Source organism: Ruegeria alba, from assembly GCF_022321465.1.
GTDB classification, from domain to species: domain Bacteria; phylum Pseudomonadota; class Alphaproteobacteria; order Rhodobacterales; family Rhodobacteraceae; genus Ruegeria_B; species Ruegeria_B alba.
The window spans coordinates 1-25216 of the sequence record NZ_JAKOEM010000018.1 but is presented as its reverse complement, the minus strand read 5'-3'; the positions used below and the strand labels follow the sequence as shown (position 1 = coordinate 25216).

General features: G+C 65.2%; 24 protein-coding genes. 15 read left to right on the top strand and 9 right to left on the bottom strand.

Features of this window, described 5'->3' with window-relative positions; all coding sequences use genetic code 11:
• Nucleotides 1-12 precede the first annotated feature (12 nt).
• Nucleotides 13-2157: a 3-hydroxyacyl-CoA dehydrogenase NAD-binding domain-containing protein gene (locus MB818_RS16775; RefSeq protein ID WP_238905797.1), complete on the top strand. Its 2145-nt coding sequence runs from the start codon at nt 13-15 to the stop codon at nt 2155-2157.
• 27 nt (nt 2158-2184) lie between these two features.
• Here MB818_RS16775 and MB818_RS16770 read toward each other — a convergent pair whose 3' ends face one another.
• Nucleotides 2185-2751 carry a TetR/AcrR family transcriptional regulator gene (locus MB818_RS16770; protein ID WP_238905795.1) on the bottom strand — a complete coding sequence of 189 codons (567 nt, stop codon included), beginning with the start codon at nt 2749-2751 and terminating at the stop codon, nt 2185-2187.
• 303 nt (nt 2752-3054) lie between these two features.
• Here MB818_RS16770 and MB818_RS16765 point away from each other — a divergent pair, with 303 nt between their 5' ends.
• The 4 genes from MB818_RS16765 to MB818_RS16750 all read left to right on the top strand — a co-directional run bounded on the left by MB818_RS16765 (nt 3055) and on the right by MB818_RS16750 (nt 6088).
• Nucleotides 3055-3519, top strand: a complete 465-nt coding sequence (locus MB818_RS16765; protein ID WP_234140303.1) for a nuclear transport factor 2 family protein — start codon at nt 3055-3057, stop codon at nt 3517-3519.
• Between the two features lie 14 nt (nt 3520-3533).
• Entirely contained in the window at nt 3534-4154 is a 621-nt protein-coding gene (locus MB818_RS16760; protein WP_011242198.1) for a pyridoxamine 5'-phosphate oxidase family protein, read from the top strand.
• Between the two features lie 73 nt (nt 4155-4227).
• Complete coding sequence (locus MB818_RS16755) at nt 4228-5202, top strand: alpha/beta fold hydrolase (protein ID WP_238905793.1); 975 nt, start codon at nt 4228-4230, stop codon at nt 5200-5202.
• Between the two features lie 49 nt (nt 5203-5251).
• Nucleotides 5252-6088 (top strand): PhzF family phenazine biosynthesis protein, encoded by an 837-nt coding sequence (locus tag MB818_RS16750; protein ID WP_238905791.1) that lies wholly within the window; start codon nt 5252-5254, stop codon nt 6086-6088.
• A 95-nt stretch (nt 6089-6183) separates the two neighbouring features.
• Here the strand turns inward: MB818_RS16750 and MB818_RS16745 are convergent, their stop codons facing one another.
• Nucleotides 6184-7875 (bottom strand): thiamine pyrophosphate-binding protein, encoded by a 1692-nt coding sequence (locus MB818_RS16745; protein ID WP_238905789.1) that lies wholly within the window; start codon nt 7873-7875, stop codon nt 6184-6186.
• A gap of 107 nt (nt 7876-7982) precedes the next feature.
• On the opposite strand from MB818_RS16745, the gene MB818_RS16740 reads away from it, so the two are divergent.
• Nucleotides 7983-8672, top strand: coding sequence for a GntR family transcriptional regulator (locus MB818_RS16740; protein ID WP_234140310.1), 690 nt, complete (start codon nt 7983-7985; stop codon nt 8670-8672).
• A 7-nt stretch (nt 8673-8679) separates the two neighbouring features.
• Entirely contained in the window at nt 8680-9420 is a 741-nt protein-coding gene (locus MB818_RS16735) for an aspartate/glutamate racemase family protein (protein WP_238905787.1), read from the top strand.
• A 205-nt stretch (nt 9421-9625) separates the two neighbouring features.
• Here MB818_RS16735 and MB818_RS16730 read toward each other — a convergent pair whose 3' ends face one another.
• The 6 genes from MB818_RS16730 to MB818_RS16705 form a co-directional block, all read right to left on the bottom strand.
• A complete protein-coding gene (locus MB818_RS16730) occupies nt 9626-9871 on the bottom strand; it encodes a MoaD/ThiS family protein (protein ID WP_234140314.1) in 246 nt (81 codons plus the stop codon).
• Nucleotides 9864-12125 carry a xanthine dehydrogenase family protein molybdopterin-binding subunit gene (locus MB818_RS16725; RefSeq protein WP_234140317.1) on the bottom strand — a complete coding sequence of 754 codons (2262 nt, stop codon included), beginning with the start codon at nt 12123-12125 and terminating at the stop codon, nt 9864-9866. Before MB818_RS16725 ends, MB818_RS16730 begins: the two co-directional genes overlap by 8 nt.
• Nucleotides 12125-12604 carry a (2Fe-2S)-binding protein gene (locus MB818_RS16720; protein ID WP_011242190.1) on the bottom strand — a complete coding sequence of 160 codons (480 nt, stop codon included), beginning with the start codon at nt 12602-12604 and terminating at the stop codon, nt 12125-12127. Before MB818_RS16720 ends, MB818_RS16725 begins: the two co-directional genes overlap by 1 nt.
• Complete coding sequence (locus tag MB818_RS16715) at nt 12601-13482, bottom strand: FAD binding domain-containing protein (protein WP_234140318.1); 882 nt, start codon at nt 13480-13482, stop codon at nt 12601-12603. Before MB818_RS16715 ends, MB818_RS16720 begins: the two co-directional genes overlap by 4 nt.
• A 185-nt stretch (nt 13483-13667) precedes the next feature.
• Nucleotides 13668-14504: a tryptophan 2,3-dioxygenase gene (locus tag MB818_RS16710; RefSeq protein WP_234163633.1), complete on the bottom strand. Its 837-nt coding sequence runs from the start codon at nt 14502-14504 to the stop codon at nt 13668-13670.
• A 4-nt stretch (nt 14505-14508) separates the two neighbouring features.
• On the bottom strand, nt 14509-15285 hold the full coding sequence (locus tag MB818_RS16705) for a hormone-sensitive lipase (RefSeq protein WP_234140320.1): 777 nt from the start codon (nt 15283-15285) through the stop codon (nt 14509-14511).
• A gap of 133 nt (nt 15286-15418) precedes the next feature.
• On the opposite strand from MB818_RS16705, the gene MB818_RS16700 reads away from it, so the two are divergent.
• From MB818_RS16700 to MB818_RS16665, 8 genes are all read left to right on the top strand, one after another.
• Entirely contained in the window at nt 15419-17713 is a 2295-nt protein-coding gene (locus tag MB818_RS16700) for a bifunctional salicylyl-CoA 5-hydroxylase/oxidoreductase (RefSeq protein WP_234140321.1), read from the top strand.
• The gene (locus MB818_RS16695; protein WP_238905785.1) at nt 17710-18468 is read left to right on the top strand and encodes an SDR family NAD(P)-dependent oxidoreductase; all 759 of its coding nucleotides are present in this window, start codon (nt 17710-17712) and stop codon (nt 18466-18468) included. Before MB818_RS16700 ends, MB818_RS16695 begins: the two co-directional genes overlap by 4 nt.
• Nucleotides 18465-18932, top strand: coding sequence for a MarR family winged helix-turn-helix transcriptional regulator (locus tag MB818_RS16690; RefSeq protein WP_234143651.1), 468 nt, complete (start codon nt 18465-18467; stop codon nt 18930-18932). Before MB818_RS16695 ends, MB818_RS16690 begins: the two co-directional genes overlap by 4 nt.
• Nucleotides 18929-19732 carry an enoyl-CoA hydratase family protein gene (locus MB818_RS16685; protein WP_238905783.1) on the top strand — a complete coding sequence of 268 codons (804 nt, stop codon included), beginning with the start codon at nt 18929-18931 and terminating at the stop codon, nt 19730-19732. The genes MB818_RS16690 and MB818_RS16685 overlap by 4 nt, the downstream gene beginning before the upstream one ends.
• Nucleotides 19733-19784: 52 nt before the next feature.
• On the top strand, nt 19785-20939 hold the full coding sequence (locus tag MB818_RS16680) for an acyl-CoA dehydrogenase family protein (protein ID WP_238905781.1): 1155 nt from the start codon (nt 19785-19787) through the stop codon (nt 20937-20939).
• A gap of 3 nt (nt 20940-20942) precedes the next feature.
• Nucleotides 20943-22565 carry an AMP-binding protein gene (locus MB818_RS16675; RefSeq protein WP_234140328.1) on the top strand — a complete coding sequence of 541 codons (1623 nt, stop codon included), beginning with the start codon at nt 20943-20945 and terminating at the stop codon, nt 22563-22565.
• A gap of 13 nt (nt 22566-22578) precedes the next feature.
• A complete protein-coding gene (locus tag MB818_RS16670) occupies nt 22579-22974 on the top strand; it encodes a RidA family protein (protein WP_234140329.1) in 396 nt (131 codons plus the stop codon).
• 81 nt (nt 22975-23055) lie between these two features.
• Nucleotides 23056-24585 (top strand): alkaline phosphatase family protein, encoded by a 1530-nt coding sequence (locus MB818_RS16665; protein ID WP_234140330.1) that lies wholly within the window; start codon nt 23056-23058, stop codon nt 24583-24585.
• Here the strand turns inward: MB818_RS16665 and MB818_RS16660 are convergent.
• Nucleotides 24576-25013, bottom strand: a complete 438-nt coding sequence (locus MB818_RS16660; protein ID WP_234140331.1) for a MerR family transcriptional regulator — start codon at nt 25011-25013, stop codon at nt 24576-24578. The two genes, MB818_RS16665 and MB818_RS16660, sit on opposite strands and share 10 nt — an antisense overlap.
• Nucleotides 25014-25216: the final 203 nt, after the last annotated feature.

Here is a 25216-nt window from a genome sequence, read left to right as displayed (position 1 = left end):
GGGAGCGGCAGAATGGGTGATTTTCACTATGCAAAGGATGCCGACGGCATCGTCACCGTGACCATGGACATGGACGGGCCGGTCAATGCGATGAATGCCGAGTTCTGGCCGCTCTTTGCCGCGACCATGGACAGGCTTGAAGCGGAACCGGAGCTGAAAGGCGTGATCTGGACCTCGGCCAAGGACACGTTCTTTGCCGGGGGCGATCTGAAGATGCTGAAAAGCATCGAGCCTGACGGGGTCGAGGCGCTGTTTCAATCGGTCGAGGCGACCAAGGCCGTGATGCGCCGGATGGAGAAACAGCCCGTGCCCCATGTCGCCGCGATCAATGGCGCGGCACTGGGTGGCGGGTTCGAGATCTGCCTGGCCTGCAACCACCGTATCGCCGCCGACAATCCGAAAACCAAGATCGGCCTGCCCGAGGTCACACTGGGCCTGTTGCCCGGCGGCGGTGGCGTCGTGCGTTTGACCTGGATGCTGGGGCTGGAAGGCGCGATGCCCTTCCTGCTCGAAGGGCGGCAGGTCTCGCCCGACAAGGCGCTGAAGGCCGGGCTGATCCATCAGGTGGTGCCTGCCGATCAACTGCTCACCCGCGCAAAGGAATACATCCTGTCGGTGCAGGGCGATGCGGCCGCGGTGACCCAGCCCTGGGACACCAAGGGCTACAAGATCCCCGGCGGCCCCTCGACCGCGCCGCATAACATGACCCGCATCGCGGGCGCCGCCGCGATGCTCTACAAGAAGACGCGCGGGCTGATGCCTGCGCCTGCACGCATTCTCGACATCATGACCGAGGCGGCGGGCAAGGTCGATTTCGACACCGCCACCCGCTATGAAAGCCGCCGTTTCGTCTCGCTGACTCCGTTGGCCAGCACCAAGAACATGATCGAGACGCTGTTCTTCGGCATGAACAAGGTCAACGGCGGCGCCAGTCGGCCCAAGGGCGTGCCGCCCTCCAAGGTGCAGCGCCTCGGCATCCTGGGCGCCGGCATGATGGGACAGGGCATCGCCTTTTCCGCCGCCACGGCGGGGTTGCCCGTGGTGCTCAAGGACCAGACGATGGAGGCCGCTGAGCGCGGCAAGGCCTATACGGCCGGTCTGTTGGACAAACGCGTCAAACAGGGCCGGATGAGCGCCGAGGAGCGCGAGGCGGTGCTGGCCCTGATCACCCCGACCGACAAGGCCGACGACCTGAAAGGTTGCGACCTGATCATCGAGGCGGTGTTCGAAAAGATCGACGTCAAGGATGCGGTGCTGGCCGAGCATGAGGCACTCTTGGCCGAAAACGGCATCTGGGGCTCGAACACCTCGACCCTGCCGATCACCCGGCTGGCCACGGGCGCCGCGCGGCCCGAGAATTTCGTTGGCCTGCACTTCTTTTCACCCGTCGACAAGATGCCCCTGTTGGAGATCATCGCCGGAGAGAAGACCTCGGACGAGACGCTGGCGCGCGCCTTCGACTTTGCCCGCCAGATCCGCAAGACCCCGATCATCGTGGGTGACAGCACCGGGTTCTATACCTCGCGCACCATCGGCACCAAGATCATCGAGGCGGTGGAACTGGTGGCCGAGGGGCATGATCCGGTGCGCGTCGACAACCTGTCGCGCCTCACCGGCATGCCCACCGGCATGTTGTCGTTGCTCGACGAGGTGCAGATCAAGCTGGTCACCGACATCTACAACACCCAGGTGGAAATGGGCCTCTTGGACCCTGACAAGGAACAGAACCCTGCCGCCCGCGCCATGCTGGCCGAGATGATCAGCCAGCACGGCCGCCATGGCCGCGCCACCGGCAAGGGGTTCTATGACTATGACAGTCAGGGCAAGACGATCTGGCCGGGATTGGCCGCCTGGCGCAAGGAGGGGGCCGATATCCCCGACGCCGATATCAAGGATCGCATCCTGTTCCGCGCCGTGCTGGAAAGCCTGCGCTGTCTCGAGGAAGGCGTGCTGCGCACGGTCGAGGATGGCAATATCGGCTCGATCCTGGGGATCGGCGCGCCGGTTCATACCGGCGGTTATATCCAATACGTCAACACCTATGGCCCGGCCCGGTTCCTGGCCCGGTGCGAGGAACTGGCCGGCAAATACGGAAACCGGTTCGCCCCGCCCGAGATCCTCAGGAAACATGTGGCCGAGGGTCGCGCCCTCGCCTGACACCCTGGGGCGCGGCCTGCCCGCGCCCTAACCTTTCAGCGCGTGGTCCAGCAGGATGCGTGCCGTGTCCTTGGCATCGCAGGCCGGTTTGGTCGTGCCCATCAGCGAGGACATGACGATCGCGCCCTCTTTCAGCAGCAGGATCTGGCATCCCAGCGCCTCGGGGTCTCGGGCCCCGGCCTGCCGGGCCAGATCGGTGAAGTAATCCAGCAGAACCTGCTTGTGATGCGCGGCCTCCATCCGGATCGGGTCGTCCTTGCACTGATACTCGGCGCCCGCATTGATGAACATGCAGCCGCGATAGCTGTCTTCCTCGAACCACTCTCCCAGAGCATCAAAAGCGGCCAGGAACTTGTCGGCAGGCGTATCGGCCAGTTCATTCACCCGTGACTCGAACCAGGCCCGAAAATTCTCGTCGCGCAGTTTCAGCACCGCGACGATCAACTCTTCCTTGGTGCGGAAGTGTTTATAGATCGAGGTCTTCGACACCCCGGTCTCGGCCACCAGCTTGTCCATGCCTGTGGCGTGAAACCCGTCCCGGTAGAACACCGTCAACGCCTTTCGCACCAGTTCGTCTTTCTTGTTCGGTCGCATGATTCGTCCTTGGGTTACTGATCGGTACATAAACACGCCGGTCGCGATGTGCAAATCATCGGGGGTAACCATTTGTCACGAAATGAAGTTTTTCCGCCACGCCTCCTGCCACGAAAAAATCTGCACAAAAGGACTTGCAAAAGTTTACCGATCAGTACACCTTGAGGGCAAGTTAACAGATCGGTACACCCAAGGATTAACGCCATGCGACGCCGCTATGCCCTTTTCCCGACAAGACATGTTCCCCTGCTTCTGACGCTGGCAATTCTGGCCGCTTCCATCGCCTGACACGGGATACCCCCAATGACACGCCCCCCACTGCCCCCCTTCACCGCCGAAACCGCCGCTGAAAAAGTGCGCCTGGCCGAAAACGGCTGGAACAGCCGCAGCGCCGACGTGGTGACGCCCGCCTATTCCGACGACAGCCGCTGGCGCAACCGGGCCGAATTCGTCACCGGACATGACGACATCCACGCCTTTCTGACCCGCAAATGGGACAAGGAGCTGGACTATCGCCTGATCAAGGAGCTGTGGGCCTGGTCCGGCAACCGCATCGCGGTGCGCTATGCCTATGAATGGCACGACGACAGCGGCAACTGGTTCCGATCCTACGGAAACGAGAACTGGGAATTCGACGAGGATGGCCGCATGTCGGCCCGCCACACCTCGCTGAACGACCTGCCCATCACCGAGGATGAGCGTCTGTTTCACTGGCCTCTCGGGCCCCGCCCCGACGACCATCCCGGCCTGACCGAACTTGGCCTCTGAACGGAGATAGAACGATGCCCCGCGCCTTTTCCCAGCTGACCTTCACCCCCGCCGTGCGTGCCCATCAGGAACGGCTCGGCTCCGCCCGCAGCTATGCCAAATTCATCGAGGGCGGCCCGCAGCAGGGGCATGAGATCGGGCCTGCCGAACAGGCCTTCATCGAGGCGCGGGACGGGTTCTATCAGGCCACGGTGTCTGAAATCGGCTGGCCCTATGTGCAGTATCGCGGCGGGCCCGCCGGGTTCCTGCGGGTGCTGGGGCCGCGCACGATCGGCTATGCGGACCTGTCCGGCAACCGGCAGTATATCTCGCGCGGCAATCTGGACGGCAACAGCCGGGTGGCGCTGATCCTGATGGATTACGCCAACCAGCGGCGGCTGAAAATCCTCGGCCGGATGAAATTCACCGAAGGGCCCGAGGCCGCCGCCAGCCTGCTGCCCGACGGGCAGACCCACCCGGCTGAACGCGCCGCCATCATCTCGGTCGAGGGGCTGGACTGGAACTGCCCCCAGCACATCACCCCCCGCTATACCGAGGCCGAACTGGCCCCGCATCTGAATGCGCTTGGCGCCGAGCTGGCGCAGCTCAGGGCGGAAAACGAACGGCTGAAACAACAGTTGTCCGAGCAGGATTAGGCCGGACAGACCGGCCCCACCTCTTCAAGTCCCAAGACCAAAACCCAACTCATTGTCAAAGGGAGCTTTCGACATGCTTCGCACATTGCTCAATACCGCCGCCACCATCACCGCGGGATCGCTGTTCTCCGCCGGGGTCATGACGCTGGGGTTCTACATCCTGCCCTCCAGCCTGCTTGCCGCCGAGCCCGTCCAGACGCATTTCCGCGCCGAGACGCTGGAGGGGCTCAAGATCGCGTATCGCGAGGCGGGCGACCCGACCAATCCGACCGTGCTGCTTCTGCATGGTTTTCCGACCTCGTCGCATATGTTCCGCAACCTGATCCCGGAACTGGCCGCCGAGTATCACGTGATCGCGCCCGATTATCCCGGTTTCGGCGCCTCGGAGATGCCGGATGCGGCGGAATATGACTACAGCTTTGCCGGCACCGCCCGGCTGATGACCCAGCTTCTGGATGCCAAGGGCGTGGATGACTATGCCGTCTATCTGATGGATTACGGCGCGCCGGTGGGCTATCGCATGTTCGCCGAAGACCCCGAGCGGGTCACCGGTTTCATCATCCAGAACGGCAATGCCTATGAAGAGGGCCTGCGCGAGTTCTGGGACCCGATGAAAGCCTATTGGGCCGACCCCTCGGTCGCCAATGGCGATGCGCTGCGCGCCTTTCTGACGCTGGATGCCACCAAATGGCAGTTCACCCATGGCACCCAGAACCCCGACGCGATCAGCCCGGACAATTTCTGGCACGTACAATACCTGCTCGACCGTCCGGGCAATCAGGAGGTGCAGTTGGAGATGTTCCTCGATTACGGCACCAACCTCGCCGAATACCCGAAATGGCAGGCGCTGTTTCGCGAACATCAGCCGCCCGCGCTGCTGATGTGGGGCAAGAACGACGTGATCTTTCCCGAGGCGGGCGCGCATCCCTACAAGGACGATCTGACCGATCTGGAGTTCCACATCCTCGATACCGGGCATTTCGCGCTCGAGGAATACGGGACCGAAATCGCCGCCGAGATGAAAGACTTTCTGGCACGTATTAACTAAGGACCAGGGTCCTGCTCTGGCGGGACCCTCTCCCACAGGAGGATTTGATATGACAGCACATGTGGACCGGATCGCCGCCTTTTCCGACGGTGCCCTGGGCGGAAACCCGGCCGGCGTGGTGATCGCCGACCAGATGCCCGCCGAGGAAGAGATGCAGCGCATCGCGGCCGAGGTCGGCTATTCCGAGACCGCCTTTGCCGCGCCAGAGGGTGCGGGCTGGCGGGTGCGCTACTTCGCACCGGTGGGCGAGGTCGCATTCTGCGGCCATGCCACCATCGCATTGGGGGCGACGCTCGCCGGTCGATTCGGCGACGGCACCTATGCCCTGCAGCTCAACGATGCCGGTATCTCGGTCGAGGGGCAGCGCCATGGCGACCGGGTGCAGGCGGCGCTGATCTCGCCCCCCACCCGCAGCGGCGCGGTAGAGGCCGAGGTGCTGGAGGCCGCATTGGCGCTCTTCGGTCTCGATGATAGCGATCTGGAGCCGACCCTGCCCGCTGCCGTGGCCAATGCGGGCAACGATCACCTTGTGCTGGCGCTGCGCGACCGCGCCCGGCTGGCAACGATGGAATACGATCTGAACCGGGGCGCCGCCTATATGCGGCTGAACGGGTTCACCACAATAAATCTGCTCTGGGTCGAAACCCCGCAGCGGTTCCACAGCCGCAACGCCTTTGCCATCGGCGGTGTGCTGGAGGATCCGGCAACCGGTGCCGCCGCCGCCGCGCTGGCGGGGTATCTGCGCGACATCGGCTGGCCGCATGGCGGCGCGATCGACATCGTGCAGGGCGAGGATATGGGCGCCCGCTCGCTGCTCAGGGTCGAGATCGGCGACACCCCCGGCCAAGGCGTCCGCGTTTCGGGCAGCGCCCGCCAGATCGGGTAGAGACCCACACGCACCAGAGCGCGCCGCGTGACCGCCCAAGCGCGCGGCCCGCTCCAGGCGGCCCTCCCGAACCGCCTGCCCTGCCCTCGTCCGCCTTACCCCATCCAGCGGCGGACGGGGGCATTGCTTTCCTCCAGCGGCTGGGTGATCACGTCGACCAGTGTCGGCCCGTCATGGGCAATCGCCTCACCCAGCACCCGCTCCAGATCGGCCGGGTCCTCGACCCGCCAGGATTTCACCCCATAGGCCGCCGCGATGGCCGCGTTGTCGGTGCGGTTGAAATCGACGTTGTAATAGCGCGCGTTCTTGTCGGCGAACTGGCTGGCCTTGATCCAGCCGAATGTCGCATTGGAAAACACCACATAGGTGATCGGCGCCCGCGACCGGCAGACGGTCTCCAACTCGCCCACCGTGAACCCGAACGACCCGTCACCCATCAGCGCCACAGTCTTGGACGCGGGCCGCCCGTACCAGGCGCCCAACGCCGCAGACAGCGAATACCCCAGCGCCCCATGCGCGCGGTTGGTGATGAAATGCCGCCCCGGACGCGGCAATTGGTAATAGGCCGAGAAATAGGGGCAGCTGGTGCCGGGATCGGACACCACGGTCGCATCCTCGGGCAGCGTGTTCATCAGCGCGCGGATCACCCGCTCTGGCCGGATCGGCGCCTGTTCCGACCGCGCCAGCACCTCGAATGCCTCGAACTTGCGGCGTTTCTTTTCGGCAATCGCCGCCGCGCCGCCAAAGGTATCGGCGCCCTGCGCCCGGGCGTCCAGCACCGCGTTCACCTCTGCCAGTGCCAGCCGCAGATCGCCCACCACCGCCACCTCGGTCCGGTAATTGGCGTTCATCACCATCGGGTCATTGTCGAAATGCACGATCCGGGTGCCCGGCTTCGGCGCCTCCCACCGCGCGGTTGTGGTGGACCCCGCCCGGCAGCCCATGAACACCACCAGATCGGCTGCCTCCATCATCTCCCATGTCTCGTCGGTGCCACCGTTCGACCCCACGACGCCCAGACAGTTGGGATGGGTCTCGGCCAGCGATCCCTGCCCCGAGATCGAGGTGGCCACCGGAATGTCGAGCCGGGTGGCAAGCCGGTCCAGCTCCTCCGAGGCTTGCGCGATCACCACACCGCCACCGCAAACGATGAGCGGGTCTTTCGCCGACAGGATCGCCTCAACCGCCGCTTCGGCCGCGCCGGGCGCGGGGGACTGTGGATAGGCGGGATAGCTGGCGGTTGCCGGATCGGCCCAGATATCGGCGGCATCGACCGGGTCGTATTGCACATCATAGGGCAGGCCGATATGCGCCGCGCCCGAGCGCCCGGTGGTCATCGCGCGAAACGCCGCCCGCACCATGCGCGGGATGTGATCGGCGCGGCTGATCACCGTGTTCCACTTGGTCAGGGGCGCCATCAGCGCCTTTTGATCCACCTCGGTCAGCGGGTATTTTCCGTAAGAGGCGACCGAGATATCGGTGGTGATCCCCAACACCGCATAAGAGCTTTCCGAGGCCTCGATCAGCCCTGGCAGGATATAGGTGGCGCCACCGCCCGACGGCCCCTCGGCCACACCGACGCGCCCCGTCACGCGGGAATAGCCATCGGCCATATAGGTGGCACAGCGCTCGTCACGGGTCAGCACATGGGTGATCTGATGATCGAGTCGCAGCATCGCATCATAAAACGGCAAGGTGGTATCGCCGCAGAGACCAAAGATATGCCGCACCCCCTGCGCCTCGAGCATGCGCACCATCGCCTCGGCGCCATTCATCCGGTTGTCCATGCGACTCGTCCTCACAGAATTTGCGTTCAGAATTGTATACAGCTCTGCATCACATCTTGCGCACAAGTCAACCCCGCGATATTGTTCCCCCGAAATCGAGGCGCCGAATGACCAAATCAGAAAGCAATGTTGACCGGCTTTACGAGGCGCTCCGCCGCATGGCGGCGGATTTCGCCTTCAAGCCCGACGCCCGCATCAACGAAAGCGCGCTGGCAACCCAACTCGACGCCTCGCGCACCCCGATCCGCGAGGCGCTGAACCGGCTGGTGGCCGAGGGCTTCCTGACCTTCCGTTCGGGGCGCGGTTTCTTCTGCCGCTCGCTTTCGCCGGAACTGGTGATGGATCTCTACGAGGCCCGCGTCGCGGTCGAGGTCGAGGCAGCGCGGCTCGCCGCCCTGCGCGGCGACGAGCGCGAGATCGCCATCCTGATGCAGGACCTCGAGGATATCGCGCCCGACTATACCGCGCGCGCCGATACCGAAACGCTGCTCAGCATGGATGAGTGGTTTCACACACGGCTCTGCGCGCTGTCGGGCAATGGCGAACTGGCGCGCATGCTCGACAATCTCAACGACCGCATCCGCTATCTGCGCCTGATCGACCTGCGCCGCCTGCAATCGCTGGGGCCGCAGGGCCAGACCATGGTTTCGGCGCATCAGCGCATCCTCGACGCGGTGGCCCGCCATGATGCCGAGGGCGCCATGGCCGAGATGCGCGCCCATATCGAACGCCGCCGCGAAGGGGCGACCCAGGCGGTGCGCGATGCCTATGCCCAACTCTATGTTCCCGAACTCTGAGGCAAACATGTCCCTACAATCCGGCGGCAAGACGGTCTTTGGTGCCACGGTCGGCATCCTGATGCTGGAAACCCGCTTTCCCCGCATTCCCGGCGATATGGGCAATGCGATGACCTGGCCCTTTCCGGTGCATTACAGGGTGGTGCGCGGCGCCTCGCCCGACAAGGTGGTGCGCGGCGATCCCCGCGTACTGCTCGACGCCTTTGTCGAGGCGGGTCGCGATCTGGTGGCCACCGGCGCGGACGGGATCACCACCAATTGCGGCTTTCTCGCGCTGGTTCAGGACGAGTTGCGCGCGGCCCTCGGCGTGCCGGTGGCAACTTCCTCGCTGATGCAGGTGCCGATGGTACAGGCCCTTCTGCCGCCGGGCAGAAAAGCGGTGATCCTGACCATCTCCAAAGCGACCCTGAGCCCCGCCCATCTGTCCGCCGCCGGCGTGCCTGCGGATACGCCGGTCTTCGGCACGGATGGCGGGCGTGCCTTTACCCGCGACATCCTGGGTGACGCACCTCAGATCGACTTCGCCGCCTGTCGTCATGACATGCTGGATGCGGCCGATCAGATCCTGGCGCAGCAACCCGATGCGGGCGCCATCGTTCTCGAATGCACCAATATGGTGCCCTATGCCGCCGATCTGCGCAGGCGCACAGGTCTGCCGGTCTATTCCATCTACTCGATGGTCACATGGTTCCAATCCGGCCTGATGCCGCGCCGGTTCGCCCAGGATATCGACGACCCGCGCGGTTGACCCTTAGCTGGGGGCGCTGCCCCCGTCACCTTCGGTGACTCCCCCGGGATATTTTCAGCAAGAGGAAAGAACAGGCGCCCACTCCTTCATTCCCCCGCAAATACTCCGGAGCGCGAGGCAGCGCCTCGCAAAAGATCCGCCGCGCAGCGGCGCCCGGCCCAACGCCCGCAGGCGTCCCGCAAGGGGCGCCGAGGGGGGCGGGAGCCTACCCGCCCCGCAAGCGCTGCATCAGATAGACCTCGGCCCCGTCCGGGATCGGTTCGGTCAGGCCCGAGGCGATCACCCGCCCGTCGATGGCAACCGAGACGCCCGCGTCGATGGGCGCCTGCAATTCGGGATGCGCGCGCACCAGGGCGCGCAGCATCTCGCCGGTATCGCGGGCCTCGACCGAGACAACCTCGCAGCCCCCGGCCAGCGACCGCAGGCCGGACCAGAGATGGACCTCAACCATCCGCCTTGAGCGCCGCCAGGATACGCGGCGGCGACATCGGCAATTGCCGCATCCGCGCGCCGGCGGCGGCCGAGACCGCGTTGGCAATGGCCGCCAGCGGCGGACAGATCGAGGTTTCGCCGACCCCGCGTACGCCGAACGGATGGCCCGGATTGGGCACCTCGACGATCACCGTGTCGATCATCGGCAGATCGCTGGCCACCGGAATGCGATAGTCGAGGAAGACGCTGTTCTGCAGCCGCCCATCGGCGCCATAGATGTATTCCTCGTTCAGCGCCCAGCCGATGCCCTGCGCCGCACCGCCCTGAAACTGCCCTTCGACATAAGTAGGATGGATCGCCTTGCCGGCATCCTGCACCACCGTATAGCGCACGACCTTGGTCTTGCCGGTCTCGGGGTCCACCTCGGCATCCACGATATGGGTGGCAAAGCTGACGCCCGCGCCTTCGGGTGTCGCCTCGAAATGGCCCGAGATCGGCCCGCCCGTGCGCCCCATATCGGCGGTGATATCGGCCAGCGGCAGCGGGTCGAATTCGCCCGCATTCGGTCCCGAGGGCACCGCGCAGCCGTTTTCCCATTTCACCGCATCCACCGGGATGCCCCATTTCTTCGCCGCCCGCTCACACAGTTTCTCGACCGCGTGGCGCGCCGCCTTGATGGTGGCCAGCCCGCTGGCATAGGTCACCCGGCTGCCATGGCTCACGTCGTTATAGCCCAGCGTGGCGGTGTCTGCGATGGTCACCCGGATGTTCTCGTAGGGGATGCCCAGCACCTCGGCCGCCATCAGCGCCATCGAGGCGCGGCTGCCGCCGATATCCGGCGTGCCCACCATGACCTGGGCCGAGCCATCTTCGCTCAGCGCCAGAGAGACCGAGGTCTCGCCACCATGGTTGAACCAGAACCCGCAGGAAATCCCCCGCCCCTGCCCCGGTTTCAGCGGCGCGGTGTAATGGGGATGCGCCTTGGCCGCCTCCAGCGTTTCGACCAGGCCGATGCGCTGGAACCTGGGCCCATAGCTCGCCTTGGTCCCCTCGCGCGAGGCATTCTTGAGCCGCACCTCGATCGGGTCGAGTCCCAGTTGATTGCACAGCTCGTCGATCACCGATTCCACCGCAAAGGCCGCCATGGGCGAGCCGGGCGCGCGATAGGCCGCCTGTTTGGGCCGGTTGGTCATCACGTCATAGCCCACCTGGCGCACATGTGGCAGGTTATAGGGGGCAAAGGCGCACATGGCGGTGAAGTCCGCCGGACCACCGGGAAAGGCGCCGCCCTGCAGGCGGAACGTGCCTTGGGCCGCGGTCAGCGTGCCGTCCTTCTTCATGCCGATCTTGATATCCATCGAGGCCGAGGCGGTCGGTCCGGTGGCGCGGAACACCTCGGACCGGCTCATCACCAGTTTCACCGGCTTGTTGGCCTTGCGCGACAGTGCCAGCGCCACCGGCTCGATGAACACGGTGGTCTTGCCACCAAAGCCGCCCCCGATTTCCGAGGCGGTCACACGCAGGTTGGCGGTCTCGATCCCCAGAAGCGCGGCACAGGTTTTCTGCACAATCCAGTGACCCTGGGTGCAGCACCACAGCTCGCCCTTGCCATCGGCCCCCAGCGTGGCGAGGCAGGCATGCGGTTCGATATAGCCCTGGTGGGTCGCCTCGGTGGTAAAGTGATCCTCGATCACCAGATCGGCCTCGGCAAAACCCGCCTCGACATCGCCATGACCGCTTTCATGTTTGCGCACAACGTTGGGATGCATCCCCTCGGGCACGGAATAGTCCGCGGCCCCCTGACGGATCACCGGGGCATCCATCAGCATCGCCTTGTCCACATCCGTCACATGGGGCAGGACCTCGTATTCCACCTCGATCAGCTTGAGCGCATCGCGGGCAGCCAGCGCCGAAGTCGCCGCAACCGCGGCCACCGCATGCCCGTCATAGAGCGCCTTGTCGCCTGCCATGACGTTTTCGAGGATGTTCCAGAAATCACCCTCCAACCCCGGCGCAAACTCCACCTTGTCCGAGAAATCGGCACGGGTGACCACGGCCTTCACATCCTTCAGCGCCTCGGCCTTGGACGTGTCGATGCGCAGGATGCGGGCATGGGCGTGCGGGCTGCGCAGGATGGCGCCATGCAGCATGCCGGGGGCCGACGCATCGGCGCCGAACCGGGCGCGGCCGGTGACCTTGTCCAACCCGTCGGGCCGGTTCGGACGGGTGCCGACAAAGGTGAAACCGTCGGATTTACGATCGTCGAGCGCCATTATACCGCCTCCCTCATGTCGCGGGCCGTGTCCATCACGGCGCGGATGATCTTGTCATAGCCGGTGCAGCGGCACAGGTTGCCGGCCAGCCAGAACCGCACCTCTTCCTCGGTCGGGTCGGGGTTCTGCTCCAGCAGCGCCTTGGCCGCGACCAGGATGCCGGGGGTGCAGATGCCGCATTGCAGCGCGGCATAGTCGATGAACTTCTGTTGCAGCGGATGCAGCACATCGCCCTCGGCGATGCCTTCGACCGTGCCGATCTCCTTGCCCTCGGCCTCGACCCCCAGCACCAGGCAGGAGCAGACCAGCCGCCCGTCGAGCGTCACCGAACAGGCGCCGCAATCGCCGGTGCCGCAACCTTCCTTGGCGCCGGTCAGGCTGAGCTTGTCGCGCAGGCAGTCCAGCAGGGTTTCGCGCGGGTCGCACAGATACTCGACCGCATCGCCGTTGACGGTGGTGGATACGTGGATCTTGCTCATCCGTGATGCCCCTTGATGATTTCGCCCTTGGCCCGGGCATATGCGATGCGCGCGACACGCTTGGCCAGCACGCCGGCAACCTCGGTACGGAACGCGATCGTGCCGCGCTTGTCGTCGATCGGCTTGCAGGCGGCCGAGGCGGCGGCCGCCAGACGATCCAGCGCGGCGTCATCCAGCGTGGAGCCAATGATCGCGGCAGCAGCGTCCCCGACCAGCAGAACGGTCGGCGCCACGGCACCCAGCGAGACGCGCGCCTCGGTGATGGTGTCCCCGTCCAGGCGCAGGTTGACGGCACAGCCCACCACGGCGATATCCATCTCGCTGCGCGGGATGAAGCGCAGATAGGCATCGCCCGCGTTTTCGCCGCGTGCCGGGATATGCAGGGCTGAGATCAGTTCGCCCTTGGCCAGAGAGGTGCGGCCCGGACCGGTCGGAATATCCTCGACCGCGACGACACGTTCGCCATCGGGGCCGGTCACGGTCGCGGTCATGGAGGCCGCGACCATGGCGGGTACGGAGTCGGCGGCCGGCGAACCGTTGCACAGATTGCCGGTCAGCGTCGCGCGACCCTGCACCTGGGTGGATCCCACCAGGTTCATCGCCTCGACCACGCCGGGCCAGTCGTCGACCAGCCCCGCGTGCTCGCCCAGCTCGGCGCCGGGAACAGCCGCACCCAGCGTCCAGCTGCCATCCCCGTTGCGGGTGATGTCTTGGGTGCCAGGAATCTTCTTGATGTCGATCAGCGTGTCGGGGGTGACGATATCGGCGCGCAACTGCACCAGAACATCGGTCCCCCCGGCGAGAAACCGGGTGACACCCTCGGCTTCGGCGGCCAGCCTTGCGGCTTGGGCAAAGCTTTCGGGGCTGTGATATTGCATGAACTTACCTCGTGGCTGTTGGTCCGGGCCATTGGGTCCGAGGGGGACGTTAGACCAGCCGCCCCGCCCCGTCCATGACGAGAGCGACCAAATTTTCAGGGGTTGCGTGTCGCGGACAGGCGAGACGCCGGTCGCACCGCGACCGGCGAGAAGAAAATTCGTCGAATTTTCTTCGGGTGCCCGGCCTAAAGGTCGCCGCGCAGATGCCAAAGTTCGGGGAACAGTTCGACCTCGAGCATGCGGCGCAAGTATTGAACACCAGAGGTCCCACCGGTTCCCCGCTTGAACCCGATCACCCGTTCCACCGTGGTGACATGGTTGAACCGCCAACGGCGGAAATAGTCCTCGAGATCGACCAGCTTCTCGCCCAGCTCGTAAAGGTCCCAGTATTTCGCCGGATCCTCGTAGATCTGCCGCCAGGCCGCCTGCACCGCCGCATCGGCGTTGTGCGGGTTGTCCATCCGGTAGACCTCGGGCGCGAAACTGGCCCCCGTCTTCGCCGCCAGCGCCCGCAACGCCACGTGATACAGCGAGGGTTGCTCCAGTTCCGCCGCCAGCATCGCATGAAGCTCGGGGCGATGCTCATGCACCTTCATCATCGCGGTATTGCGATTGCCCAGCATGTATTCGATCAGCCGGTACTGATGCGACTGGAACCCCGAGGAATTGCCAAGCGCATTGCGAAACGTCGTATAATCGCTGGGCGTCATCGTGCGCAGTACGTCCCAGGCGGAATTAAGCTGGTCGAAGATGCGCGCCACCCGCGTCAGCATCTTGAACGCAGGCCGGAAATCTCCGCCCGCCAGCAGCAGATTACGCGCCGCCCTGAGTTCGTGCAGCACCAGCCGCATCCACAATTCGCTCGTCTGGTGCTGGATGATGAACAACATCTCGTCATGGGCATCCGATTGCGGATGATGGGTCGCCAGCAGCGCATCCATATGCAGATAATCGCCATAGCTCATGTCCTTGGCATAGGACATCTTGGCACCTTCCTGGCTGGGGTCATAGGCCTGGGACATCGGGTCAATCCTTGAGAAGCTCGGTCAGCAGGGCCGAGCCGGGCCGGCCCAGTTCGGCAACAACAGAGAAATGGTCATGGCCCGGGTCGAACACGTTTGGCACGTCCCAGGCCTCGGAGAGAAGGCGCGTCTGGCGCACCAGTTCGGGCCGCTCATTGGCGCCCACCCAACAGGTGACCGACAGGCCCGCGCGCCGCGACAGCTGCGCGGGGCTTTCGGCCGCGGCCTCGGCCGCATCCAGGTGCAGAACCTCGTTCATCCGGGTGCCCAGCAGCGGGCGCAGATCGTGGATACCGCTGATGCTGATCACCCGGTCCAGCCGGTCGGGCAACGGCCCGTCGGCGCAGGCCATGCGGGCCACCAGATGGCCCCCGGCGGAATGGCCCGCCAGCCGCACCGGTCCCGCGACGTGACGCGCCGCCTCTTCGATCGACGCGCGCACTTCCTCGACCATCTGGCCCAGACGCGCCTCGGGTGCCAGCGTGTAAGAGGGCACCGCCAGCGCCCAGCCCCGGCTGAGCGGTCCGGCGGCGAAATGCGACCAGAAGCTCTTGTCAAGTTTCTGCCAATAGCCGCCATGCACGAACACCACGAGACCCTTGGCCACGCCCTCGGGGCGGAACAGGTCGAGCCGGTTGCGCGCGCCCGGACCATAAGAGATGTCAAGCGTCCCGCCCCGACTGTCGCGCCACGCCGTCGCTGCCGCGCCCCAGGCGGCGGCCAGCCCGTCCGACCCCGGCACATAGCTGGAATTGTCGAATGCATCGTCCCAGTCGATCATCGTAGATCCTCCTGTCTTGCGGACAGGGTAATCGTCGCTCCGATATATTTCAAGCTTAAAGGTTTAGGCTTGAAATATGTCCGAATCCCCGTATCCTCATCTTCAATCAGCGTATCTTGCGAGGGAGGATGCAATGCGTATCGCATGTCTGGGTGGCGGTCCGGCGGGGCTGTATTTCGCCATTTCGATGAAGCTGCGCGACCCTTCGCATCAGGTCACGGTGATCGAGCGCAACAAGGGCGACGACACGTTCGGCTGGGGCGTGGTGCTGAGCGATGACGCGCTGGAGAACCTGGCCGCCAACGACCCCAAGAGCGCCGAAACGATCCGCTCGAACTTTGCCTATTGGGACGATATCGCGGTGGTGCATGACGGGGTGCGCACCGTCTCGGGCGGGCACGGTTTTGCCGGGATCGGGCGCAAGGCGATGCTGCTCCTGCTTCAGGACCGCGCACGCGAGCTGGGCGTCGATCTGCAATTCCAGACCGAGGCGCGGCCCATCGCCGAATATCAGGCGGAATACGATCTGGTGGTGGCCTGCGACGGGCTGAACTCTCGCGTGCGCAGCGATCTGGCCGCGCATTTCAAACCCGATATCGACACCCGCCAGTGCAAGTTCATCTGGCTCGGCACCCATCAGAAATTCGACGACGCCTTCACCTTCATCTTTGAAAAGACCGAACACGGCTGGATGTGGGTGCATGCCTATCAGTTCGACGAGGACACCGCGACGGTGATCGTGGAATGCAGCCAGGAGACCTGGGACGCCTGGGGATTCGAGCATATGTCCAAGGAAGAGAGCGTCGCCACCTGCGAGCGCATCTTTGCCGCACATCTGGGCGGCCACAAGCTCATGTCGAATGCCAGCCACCTGCGCGGCTCGGCGGTCTGGATCAACTTTCCCCGCGTGCTCTGCGAGAAATGGCACCATGAAAATGTGGTGTTGATGGGCGACGCGGCGGCGACCGCGCATTTTTCGATCGGATCGGGCTCGCGCCTGGCCTTTGACAGCGCCATTTCGCTGGCCACCTATCTGCATTCCGAACCGACGATGGAAAGCGCGTTCGAACGCTATCAGGAAGAACGCCGGCTCGAGGTGCTGCGCCTGCAATCGGCGGCGCGCAACTCGCTGGAATGGTTCGAGCAGGTGGAACGCTATCTGGACATGGACCCGGTGCAGTTCAACTATTCGCTGCTGACCCGCAGCCAGCGGATCAGCCACGAAAACCTGCGCCTGCGCGATGCCGACTGGCTGCGCTCGGCCGAACAGTGGTTCCAGACCCGCGCGGGCGCTGCGGCCGAACCCGTGCGCGCGCCGATGTTCGCCCCCTTCCGCCTGCGCGACATGGAGCTGAAAAACCGCATCGTGGTCTCGCCCATGGCGCAATACAAGGCGGTCGATGGCTGCCCGACCGACTGGCACCTGATCCATTACGGCGAGCGCGCCAAGGGCGGTGCGGGCCTGGTCTATACCGAAATGACCTGTGTCAGCCCCACGGGTCGCATCACCCCCGGTTGCCCCGGCCTCTATGCGCCCGAGCATGAGGCCGCGTGGAAACGCCTGACCGATTTCGTGCATGGCGAGACGAGCGCGAAGATCTGCTGCCAGATCGGCCATTCGGGCCGCAAGGGCTCGACCCAGCTGGGTTGGGAGACGATGGACGCGCCGCTGAAGGCGGAAAACTGGGACCTGATCTCGGCATCACCCATCCCGTGGTCCGCCAACAATGCCACCCCGCGTGAAATGACGCGGGCGGATATGGACGCGGTGCGCGACCAGTTTGTTGCAGCCGCGCAAATGGCCGAGCGGGCGGGTTTCGACATGATCGAGCTGCACGCGGCACACGGCTATCTGATCTCGTCCTTCATCTCGCCGATGTCGAACTCGCGCGGCGACGACTACGGCGGGTCGCTGGAAAACCGCATGCGCTACCCGCTGGAAGTGTTCACCGCGATGCGGGCCGCATGGCCCGAGCACAAGCCGATGTCGGTGCGGATCTCGGCCAATGACTGGGTGGACGAGGCCGGTGTCACGCCCGAGGAGGCAGTCAAGATCGCCGCGATGTTCCACGCGGCGGGCGCCGATATCATCGACGTCTCGGCCGGCCAGACCTCGATCGAGGCCAAGCCGGTCTATGGCCGCATGTTCCAGACCCCGTTCTCGGATCGCATCCGCAACGAGACCGGCATCGCCACCATGGCGGTGGGCAATATCTATGAGGCCGACCATGCCAACTCGATCCTGATGGCGGGCCGGGCCGATCTGATCTGCGTCGGTCGCCCGCATCTGGCCGACCCCTACTGGACCCTGCACGAGGCCGCCCGCATCGGTGATCGTCACGCCGACTGGCCGCTGCCCTATCTGGCGGGCCGGGATCAGGCCTGGCGTCTGGCCGACCGTGACGCCGAGACGGAGATCCGCGCATGATGCTGGAGGGCACCCATGCGGTGGTCACAGGCGGCGGCACCGGCACCGGTGCGGCGATTGCCGAGGCGCTGGCCCATGCCGGTGCCAAGGTCACCGTCTTGGGCCGCCGCGAGGGACCGCTGCGCGAGGTCGCCAAACAGCACAAGTTCATCGGCTGGGTCACCTGCGACGTGACCGATCCGCAGGCGGTGCGCGCCGCCTTTCGGCAGGCGCGCGATCTGAACGGACCGGTGGGTGTGGTGGTCGCCAATGCGGGCGCCGCCGACAGCACGCCGTTCAGGAAGATGACCGCCGAAGGGTTCCAGCAGATGCTGGATGTGAACCTCAAGGGCGTGTTCAACAGCTTTCAGGCCGGACTCTCGGATATGGAAAACGCGGGCGAGGGTCGGCTGATCGCCATCGCCTCGACCGCTGGGCTCAAGGGCTATCCTTATGTGGCGGGCTATTGCGCCGCCAAACACGGGGTCGTTGGCCTGATCCGGGCACTGGCGGTCGAACTGGGCCGTACTGGCGTGACTGCCAACGCCATCTGCCCCGGCTTCATCGAGACCCCGATGCTGGACCGCTCGATTGCCAATATCGTGGACAAGACCGGCCTGAGCGCGGAAGCTGCGGCAAAGTCGCTGCGCAAGGGCAATCCGCAGGACCGGTTCATCCAGGTGGACGAGGTGGCGGGCGCGGTTCTCTGGCTGTGTTCCCAGGCCGCCCGGTCGGTGAACGGCCATGCCCTTGCCCTGTCGGGAGGAGAGATATGAGCGCACCCAACCCCCGCCCCGATGCCGGGCCGGACAGCAAGGCGCGTCTGCGCCTCTGGCTGAAACTGCTGAAAGCGACGCGCACGGTGGAATCGGGCCTGCGCGAGAACCTGCGGACCGAATTCGCCTCGACCCTGCCGCGGTTTGACGTGATGAGCGCGCTGGCCCGCAACGCGGGCGGGCTGAAGATGAGCGAGCTGTCGGGCCTCCTGAAGGTGTCGAACGGCAATGTCACCGGCATCATCGAACGGTTGGTCGAGGACGGCCATGTGCTGCGCGAACCGGTGCCGGGCGACCGCCGCGCCAACCGGGTTCGCCTGACCCGCAAGGGCGAAGAGGAATTTGCCCGCCAGGCCGCCCGCCACGAGGCCTGGGTCGACGACCTGCTGGGCGCGCTCGACGCTGACGAGGCCCGCGCGATCACCGCGACGCTGGACCGCATTCTGACAGAGGGAAAATCATGACCGCCGCCGACACCACCCATTTCCTGTGCACCATCGAAGACGGCATCGCGCGCATTGCGCTGGACCGGCCCGAGCGCAAGAACCCGCTGACCTTCGACAGCTATGCCGAGCTACGCGACTGGTTCCGCGACCTGCATTACAATGACGACATCAAGGCGGTGGTCTTTGCCTCGAACGGCGGCAATTTCAGCTCGGGCGGCGATGTGCATGACATCATCGGGCCGCTGACCGGCATGAACATGAAAGAGCTGCTGCAATTCACCCGCATGACCGGCGATCTGGTCAAGGCGATGATCAATTGCGGCAAGCCGGTGATTGCCGCCATCGACGGCATCTGCGTGGGCGCGGGCGCGATCATCGCCATGGCCTCCGACCTGCGTATCGCCACGCCCGAGGCCAAGGTGGCCTTCCTGTTCTCCCGCGTCGGGCTGGCCGGCTGCGACATGGGCGCCTGCGCCATCCTGCCCCGCATCATCGGCCAGGGCCGCGCGGCGGAACTCCTCTATACCGGCCGCGCGATGAGCGCCGACGAGGGTGCCTCCTGGGGCTTTCACAACCGACTGGTGGCGGCGGACACGCTGGAGGACGAGGCCCGCAAACTGGCCCAGCAGATCGCGGCAGGCCCGAATTTCGGCCATATGATCACCAAGACCATGTTGGCGCAGGAATGGTCGATGTCGATCGAACAGGCGATCGAGGCCGAGGCGCAGGCACAGGCGATCTGCATGCAGACCGGCGATTTCGAACGCGCCTATCGCGCCTTTGTCGCCAAGGAAAAACCCGTCTTTATGGGCGATTGAGGTCGGCGCAATTGAGTATTTGGGGCGGAATGAAGCCCCTAGGAGGAATGAGATGGCGGACCGCAGCTTTCTGACCTGGCCGTTTTTCGACGAGACCCATCGCGCCCGCGCCGAGGCGATGGAGGGCTGGTGCGCGCGCCTGCATGTGGATCACGGCAACATTGACGCGGCCTGCCGCAAGCTGGTGGCGGATCTCGGCTCGGGCGGCTGGTTGCAGGCCACCGGTGCGACGACGGGCGAGCGGTTGGATGTGCGGACCCTCTGCCTGAGCCGCGAGATCCTCGCGCGCCATGACGGGCTGGCCGATTTCGCCTTTGCCATGCAGGGGCTGGGAACGGGTGCGATCTCGCTCTTTGGCACCCCCGCGCAACAGGCCGAATGGCTGCCGCTCACCCGCAGCGGTCAGGCGATCGCGGCCTTTGCGCTGACCGAACCGCAATCGGGTTCGGACGTGGCCAATTCCACCATGACGGCCACCCCCGATGGTGACGATTACGTGCTGAACGGCGAAAAGACCTGGATCTCGAACGGCGGCATCGCCGATGTCTATACGCTCTTTGCCCGCACCGGCGAGGCGCCCGGCGCGCGCGGGCTCAGCGCCTTTGTCCTGCCTGCGGGCCTGCCGGGGTTCGAGGTGGTCGAGCGGCTCGAAGTGATGGCACCGCACCCGCTGGCGCGGCTGCGTTTTACCGATGTGCGGGTGCCGAAATCGGCGCTCTTGGGTGCATCCGGAGAAGGGTTCAAGGTGGCGATGGCGGTGCTCGATGTGTTCCGCTCGACCGTGGCGGCGGCGGCGCTGGGATTTGCCCGCCGCGCGCTGGACGAGGCATTGGCGCGCGTCACCACACGGCAGGTGCAGGGCGCGCCGCTCTTCGATCTCCAAATGGTGCAGGGCCATATCGCCGACATGGCGCTGGATGTGGATGCCAGCGCGCTGCTCACCTATCGCGCCGCCTGGGCCAAGGACATGGGCGCCCCGCGCGTCAGCCGCGAGGCGGCGATGGCCAAGCTCTATTCGACCGACCATGCACAGCAGGTGATCGACAAGGCGGTACAGCTGTTCGGCGGCGACGGGGTGCGGCGCGGCGAAAAGGTCGAGGAGCTGTATCGCGATATCCGCGCCCTGCGCATCTACGAAGGCGCCAGCGACGTGCAGCGGGTGGTGATCGCCAGACAGGCGATGAGCACATTTCAGGGAGGACATTGAGCCATGCTGGGACCAAGCGCACATATCGACACGTTCACCCGGGACAACCTGCCGCCGACGGATCAATGGCCCGATTTCCTGCTCGACGGGTTCGACTATCCCGAGCACCTGAATGTCGGGGTCGAGCTGACCGATGCCATGGTCGACAAGGGGTTTGGCGACCATACCGCGCTGATCGGCAATGGCCGGCGGCGCACCTACAAGGAACTCAGCGACTGGACCAACCGGCTGGCCCATGTGCTGGTCGAGGATCTGGGCGTGAAACCCGGCAACCGGGTGCTGATCCGATCGGCCAACAACCCGGCCATGGTGGCCTGCTGGCTGGCCGCGACCAAGGCGGGCGCGGTGGTGGTCAACACCATGCCGATGCTGCGCGCGGGCGAGCTGGCCAAGATCATCGACAAGGCCGAGATCACCCATGCGCTGTGCGACACGCGGCTGATGGAGGAGCTGGTCACCTGCGCCAAGACCTCGAAACACCTGCGGACGGTGGTGGGTTTTGACGGCACCTCGAACCATGATGCCGAGCTGGACCGGCTGGCGCTGCAAAAACCGGTGCGGTTCCAGGCGGTCGCGACCGGGCGGGACGATGTGGCGCTGTTGGGGTTCACCTCGGGCACCACGGGCGACCCCAAGGCGACGATGCATTTCCATCGCGACCTGCTGATCATCGCCGACGGTTATGCGCGCGAGGTTCTGGGCGTTACGCCGGACGACGTGTTCATCGGCTCGCCGCCGCTGGCCTTTACCTTTGGGCTCGGCGGTCTGGCGGTGTTTCCGCTGCGCTTTGGCGCCGCCGCGACCCTGCTGGAACAGGCAAGCCCGCCCAACATGGTCGAGATCATCCAGCAATACCGCGCTACCGTCTGTTTCACCGCGCCCACCGCCTATCGCTTCATGCTCAAGGCGATGGACGAGGGCGCCGATCTCAGCTCGCTTCGGGCGGCGGTGTCGGCGGGCGAGACCCTGCCCGCCCCGGTTTATGACGAATGGATCGCCAAGACCGGCAAGCCGATGCTCGACGGGATCGGCGCCACCGAGATGCTGCATATCTTCATCTCGAACCGGTTCGACGACCACCGCCCCGCCTGCACCGGCAAGCCTGTGACGGGGTATCAGGTGCGCATCCTTGACGAGGCAGGCAACGAGGCCCCGCGCGGCGAGGTGGGGCGGCTGGCGGTGCGCGGCCCGACCGGCTGCCGCTATCTGGCCGATGACCGGCAGGCGGGCTATGTGCAGAACGGCTGGAACGTGACCGGCGACAGTTTCGTGATGGATGCGGATGGCTATCTGCATTTCGCCGCCCGCAGCGACGACATGATCGTCAGTTCCGGCTACAACATCGCCGGGCCCGAGGTCGAGGCGGCGCTGCTGTCGCATCCGGCGGTGGCCGAATGCGGCGTCATCGGCGCCCCGGACGAGGCGCGCGGCCATATCGTCGAGGCCCATGTGGTGCTGGCGCCGGGCCATACCGGCGACGCGCTTTTGGTCAAGACCTTGCAGGACCACGTCAAGGCGACCATCGCCCCCTATAAATACCCGCGCAGCGTCCGGTTCATCGACGCGCTGCCAAAGACTCAGACCGGCAAGATCCAGCGCTTCCGCTTGCGCACGGACATTCAGTAAACGGAGGCCAGACATGACCCACAAGATCATCCAACCCGAGGGCTGGGCCCCCGCCAAGGGCTATGCCAACGGCATGCTGACCCGCGACGGGCATCTCTATGTCGGCGGTCAGATCGGCTGGAACGCGCAGCAGCAGTTCGAAAGTCATGATTTCATCGGCCAGATGGAACAGGCGCTGCGCAACATCCTCGATGTGGTCGAGGCCGCTGGCGGCCGGGCCGAGCATATCACCCGGCTGACCTGGTACGTGACCGACAAGAAGGAATACATGGCCCGTCAGGCCGAGATCGGCGCCAGCTATCGCAAGGTGATGGGCCGTCATTTCCCGGCCATGGCGATGGTGGTGGTCGCCGGACTGGTCGAGGATGACGCCCTGGTCGAGATCGAGGCCACTGCCGTCATAGACTGATCCGGGGCGCCAGACGCCCCGGCTGGACAGGGAAGAGCCAACTGGCTACCCATTGGCCAACGGAAACCGGCGGGTCACACCATGAGCAGGCAGGGCAACGTTCTTTTCATCATCATCGACCAGTTGCGGGCCGATTGCCTGTGGGGCGCGCTGGCGGGTCACGTCGATCTGCCGCATCTGCGGGCGCTGGCCGAGGACGCGGTCAGCTTTCGCCGTCACTATTCGGTAACCAACCCCTGTGGGCCGTCGCGCGCCTCGATCCTGACCGGGCAATACGCGATGAACCACCGCTCGGTCCGCAACGGCACCCCGCTGCGCCACGACACGCCCAACATCGCCACCGAGATGCGCAAGTCGGGCTACTTGCCGCTGCTCTTTGGCTATACCGACACCTCGCAAGATCCGCGCGCCTATGACGCCAACGACCCGGCGCTCAAGACCTATGAATTCCCGATGAACGGGTTTCACGAGGTCACCGAGATGCGGCTAGAGATGTCCTATCCCTGGCAATCGCATCTGAAGAACCGCGGCTATGCCTTCGACGATTACGCGCAGGTCTATGTGCCCCGCCCGGATGCCGACGGCACCCCGCGCCTGAACGGGCCCGCGATGTACCGGGCCGAGGACAGCGATACCGCCTTTCTGACCGATCAGTTCCTTGCCAACATGCCCGCCTGGGCCGGGCAAAGCTGGTTCGCGCATCTCACCTATATCCGGCCGCATCCGCCTCTGGTGGCGCCCGCGCCCTATAACACGATGTACGATCCCGCCAGGTTGCCGCTGCCCGCGCGGCTGTCGACACGCGACGACGAGGCAGGTGAACATCCCTTCTTTGGTCCCGCCACCCGCTATTCCTGCCCGGCCAGTTTCGTGCTGGGCTTCCCCGATCTGGAGCCCACCGACGAGACCATCCAGATCCTGCGCGCGATCTATCTGGGCCTTGCGACCGAGGTCGACACCCATATCGGTCGGGTGATCGCGCATCTGAAGGACACCGGGCAATATGACAACACCCTGATCGTGGTCACCGCCGATCATGGCGAGATGCTGGGCGACCGCCACAGCTGGGGCAAGATGACGGTCTATGACGCCGCCTATCACACGCCGCTGATCATCCGCGCGCCGGGCTGCGAGGCGGGCCATGTGGTCGACGCCCCGACCGAGTCGATCGACCTGATGCCCACCATCCTCGACTGGGTCGGGCAGGAGGTTCCGAACTCGGTCGATGGCCGCTCGCTCAGGCCCTTCCTGACGGGCGAGGCGCCCTCCGACTGGCGGCGGTATTCCTTTTCCGAGCTGGATATCTCGGACCCACTGACGCCGACGCTCTGGCAGCAGGCGTTCGGTTTTGGCCCCAGCGCGGGCGCGGTGGCGATCCTGCGCGATGCGCGCTTTACCCTTGTCGAATTTGCCGCCGACCTGCCGCCGATGCTGTTCGACCATCAAGGTGAGGGCGAGTTCCGCAACGTGGCGGACGACCCCGCCCATGCGGCGGATCTGGCGCGGCTGTCCCGGCAGATGCTGCGCCACCGGATGCGCAACATGGACCATACGCTGTCGCTCTGCGCGATCACCAGCGAGGGGGCCAGGACCCGGCGCCGCTACGACTGAACCGGGGCTTCCGAGCCGTGATCGGTCAGGCATTCGGCATGGTCGCGCAACACTTCGAGCACGCGGCAATCGCTACCGCGATGGCCGTCGCAGCTGTCGATCATCCGCTGCAATTCGGTCTCCAGCGCGCGCAGCCGGGCCAGCCGCTGTTGCACCTGCGCCAACTGCCGCCGGGCAATAGAGTCAGAGGCCGAGCAGCTTTGCCCCGGCTGGTCGTTCAGCGCCAGAAGCTCGCGGATCGCATCCAGCCCAAAACCCAGCTGCCGCCCGTGGCGGATAAAGGCCAGCCGGTCCAGCGCGGCTTCGTCATAGCGGCGCTGCCCGCCCGCCGTGCGCCCGGCCTCGGGCATCAACCCGATCTGCTCGTAATAGCGGATGGTCTGCACCTTAGTGCCAGTTCTGCGGGCAAGGGTTCCAATCGTGTACATGGCTGAAACCTACATTTTATGTAGGTTGAAGGCCAGTGCCCGGCCTCAGAGCCTTTACCGCGTCAACCTCATCGGCAGTTTCTGCCGGTCAGCGGAGGTTTCGCCATATCCGGGCGATGTCCGCTGTGCGGAGATGCTGTTGAAAAAGTCGATGTGTAAGCGCGGCGAAAATAGCGGCTGAAGTCTTCCTGCTCGGCTCTTCA

Coding starts and splice junctions, on each gene's coding strand:
- MB818_RS16775 (WP_238905797.1), top strand. CDS start 13: ATGGGTGATTTTCACTATGCAAAGGATGCCGACGGCATCGTCACCGTG.
- MB818_RS16770 (WP_238905795.1), bottom strand. CDS start 2,751: ATGCGACCGAACAAGAAAGACGAACTGGTGCGAAAGGCGTTGACGGTG.
- MB818_RS16765 (WP_234140303.1), top strand. CDS start 3,055: ATGACACGCCCCCCACTGCCCCCCTTCACCGCCGAAACCGCCGCTGAA.
- MB818_RS16760 (WP_011242198.1), top strand. CDS start 3,534: ATGCCCCGCGCCTTTTCCCAGCTGACCTTCACCCCCGCCGTGCGTGCC.
- MB818_RS16755 (WP_238905793.1), top strand. CDS start 4,228: ATGCTTCGCACATTGCTCAATACCGCCGCCACCATCACCGCGGGATCG.
- MB818_RS16750 (WP_238905791.1), top strand. CDS start 5,252: ATGACAGCACATGTGGACCGGATCGCCGCCTTTTCCGACGGTGCCCTG.
- MB818_RS16745 (WP_238905789.1), bottom strand. CDS start 7,875: ATGGACAACCGGATGAATGGCGCCGAGGCGATGGTGCGCATGCTCGAG.
- MB818_RS16740 (WP_234140310.1), top strand. CDS start 7,983: ATGACCAAATCAGAAAGCAATGTTGACCGGCTTTACGAGGCGCTCCGC.
- MB818_RS16735 (WP_238905787.1), top strand. CDS start 8,680: ATGTCCCTACAATCCGGCGGCAAGACGGTCTTTGGTGCCACGGTCGGC.
- MB818_RS16730 (WP_234140314.1), bottom strand. CDS start 9,871: ATGGTTGAGGTCCATCTCTGGTCCGGCCTGCGGTCGCTGGCCGGGGGC.
- MB818_RS16725 (WP_234140317.1), bottom strand. CDS start 12,125: ATGGCGCTCGACGATCGTAAATCCGACGGTTTCACCTTTGTCGGCACC.
- MB818_RS16720 (WP_011242190.1), bottom strand. CDS start 12,604: ATGAGCAAGATCCACGTATCCACCACCGTCAACGGCGATGCGGTCGAG.
- MB818_RS16715 (WP_234140318.1), bottom strand. CDS start 13,482: ATGCAATATCACAGCCCCGAAAGCTTTGCCCAAGCCGCAAGGCTGGCC.
- MB818_RS16710 (WP_234163633.1), bottom strand. CDS start 14,504: ATGTCCCAGGCCTATGACCCCAGCCAGGAAGGTGCCAAGATGTCCTAT.
- MB818_RS16705 (WP_234140320.1), bottom strand. CDS start 15,285: ATGATCGACTGGGACGATGCATTCGACAATTCCAGCTATGTGCCGGGG.
- MB818_RS16700 (WP_234140321.1), top strand. CDS start 15,419: ATGCGTATCGCATGTCTGGGTGGCGGTCCGGCGGGGCTGTATTTCGCC.
- MB818_RS16695 (WP_238905785.1), top strand. CDS start 17,710: ATGATGCTGGAGGGCACCCATGCGGTGGTCACAGGCGGCGGCACCGGC.
- MB818_RS16690 (WP_234143651.1), top strand. CDS start 18,465: ATGAGCGCACCCAACCCCCGCCCCGATGCCGGGCCGGACAGCAAGGCG.
- MB818_RS16685 (WP_238905783.1), top strand. CDS start 18,929: ATGACCGCCGCCGACACCACCCATTTCCTGTGCACCATCGAAGACGGC.
- MB818_RS16680 (WP_238905781.1), top strand. CDS start 19,785: ATGGCGGACCGCAGCTTTCTGACCTGGCCGTTTTTCGACGAGACCCAT.
- MB818_RS16675 (WP_234140328.1), top strand. CDS start 20,943: ATGCTGGGACCAAGCGCACATATCGACACGTTCACCCGGGACAACCTG.
- MB818_RS16670 (WP_234140329.1), top strand. CDS start 22,579: ATGACCCACAAGATCATCCAACCCGAGGGCTGGGCCCCCGCCAAGGGC.
- MB818_RS16665 (WP_234140330.1), top strand. CDS start 23,056: ATGAGCAGGCAGGGCAACGTTCTTTTCATCATCATCGACCAGTTGCGG.
- MB818_RS16660 (WP_234140331.1), bottom strand. CDS start 25,013: ATGTACACGATTGGAACCCTTGCCCGCAGAACTGGCACTAAGGTGCAG.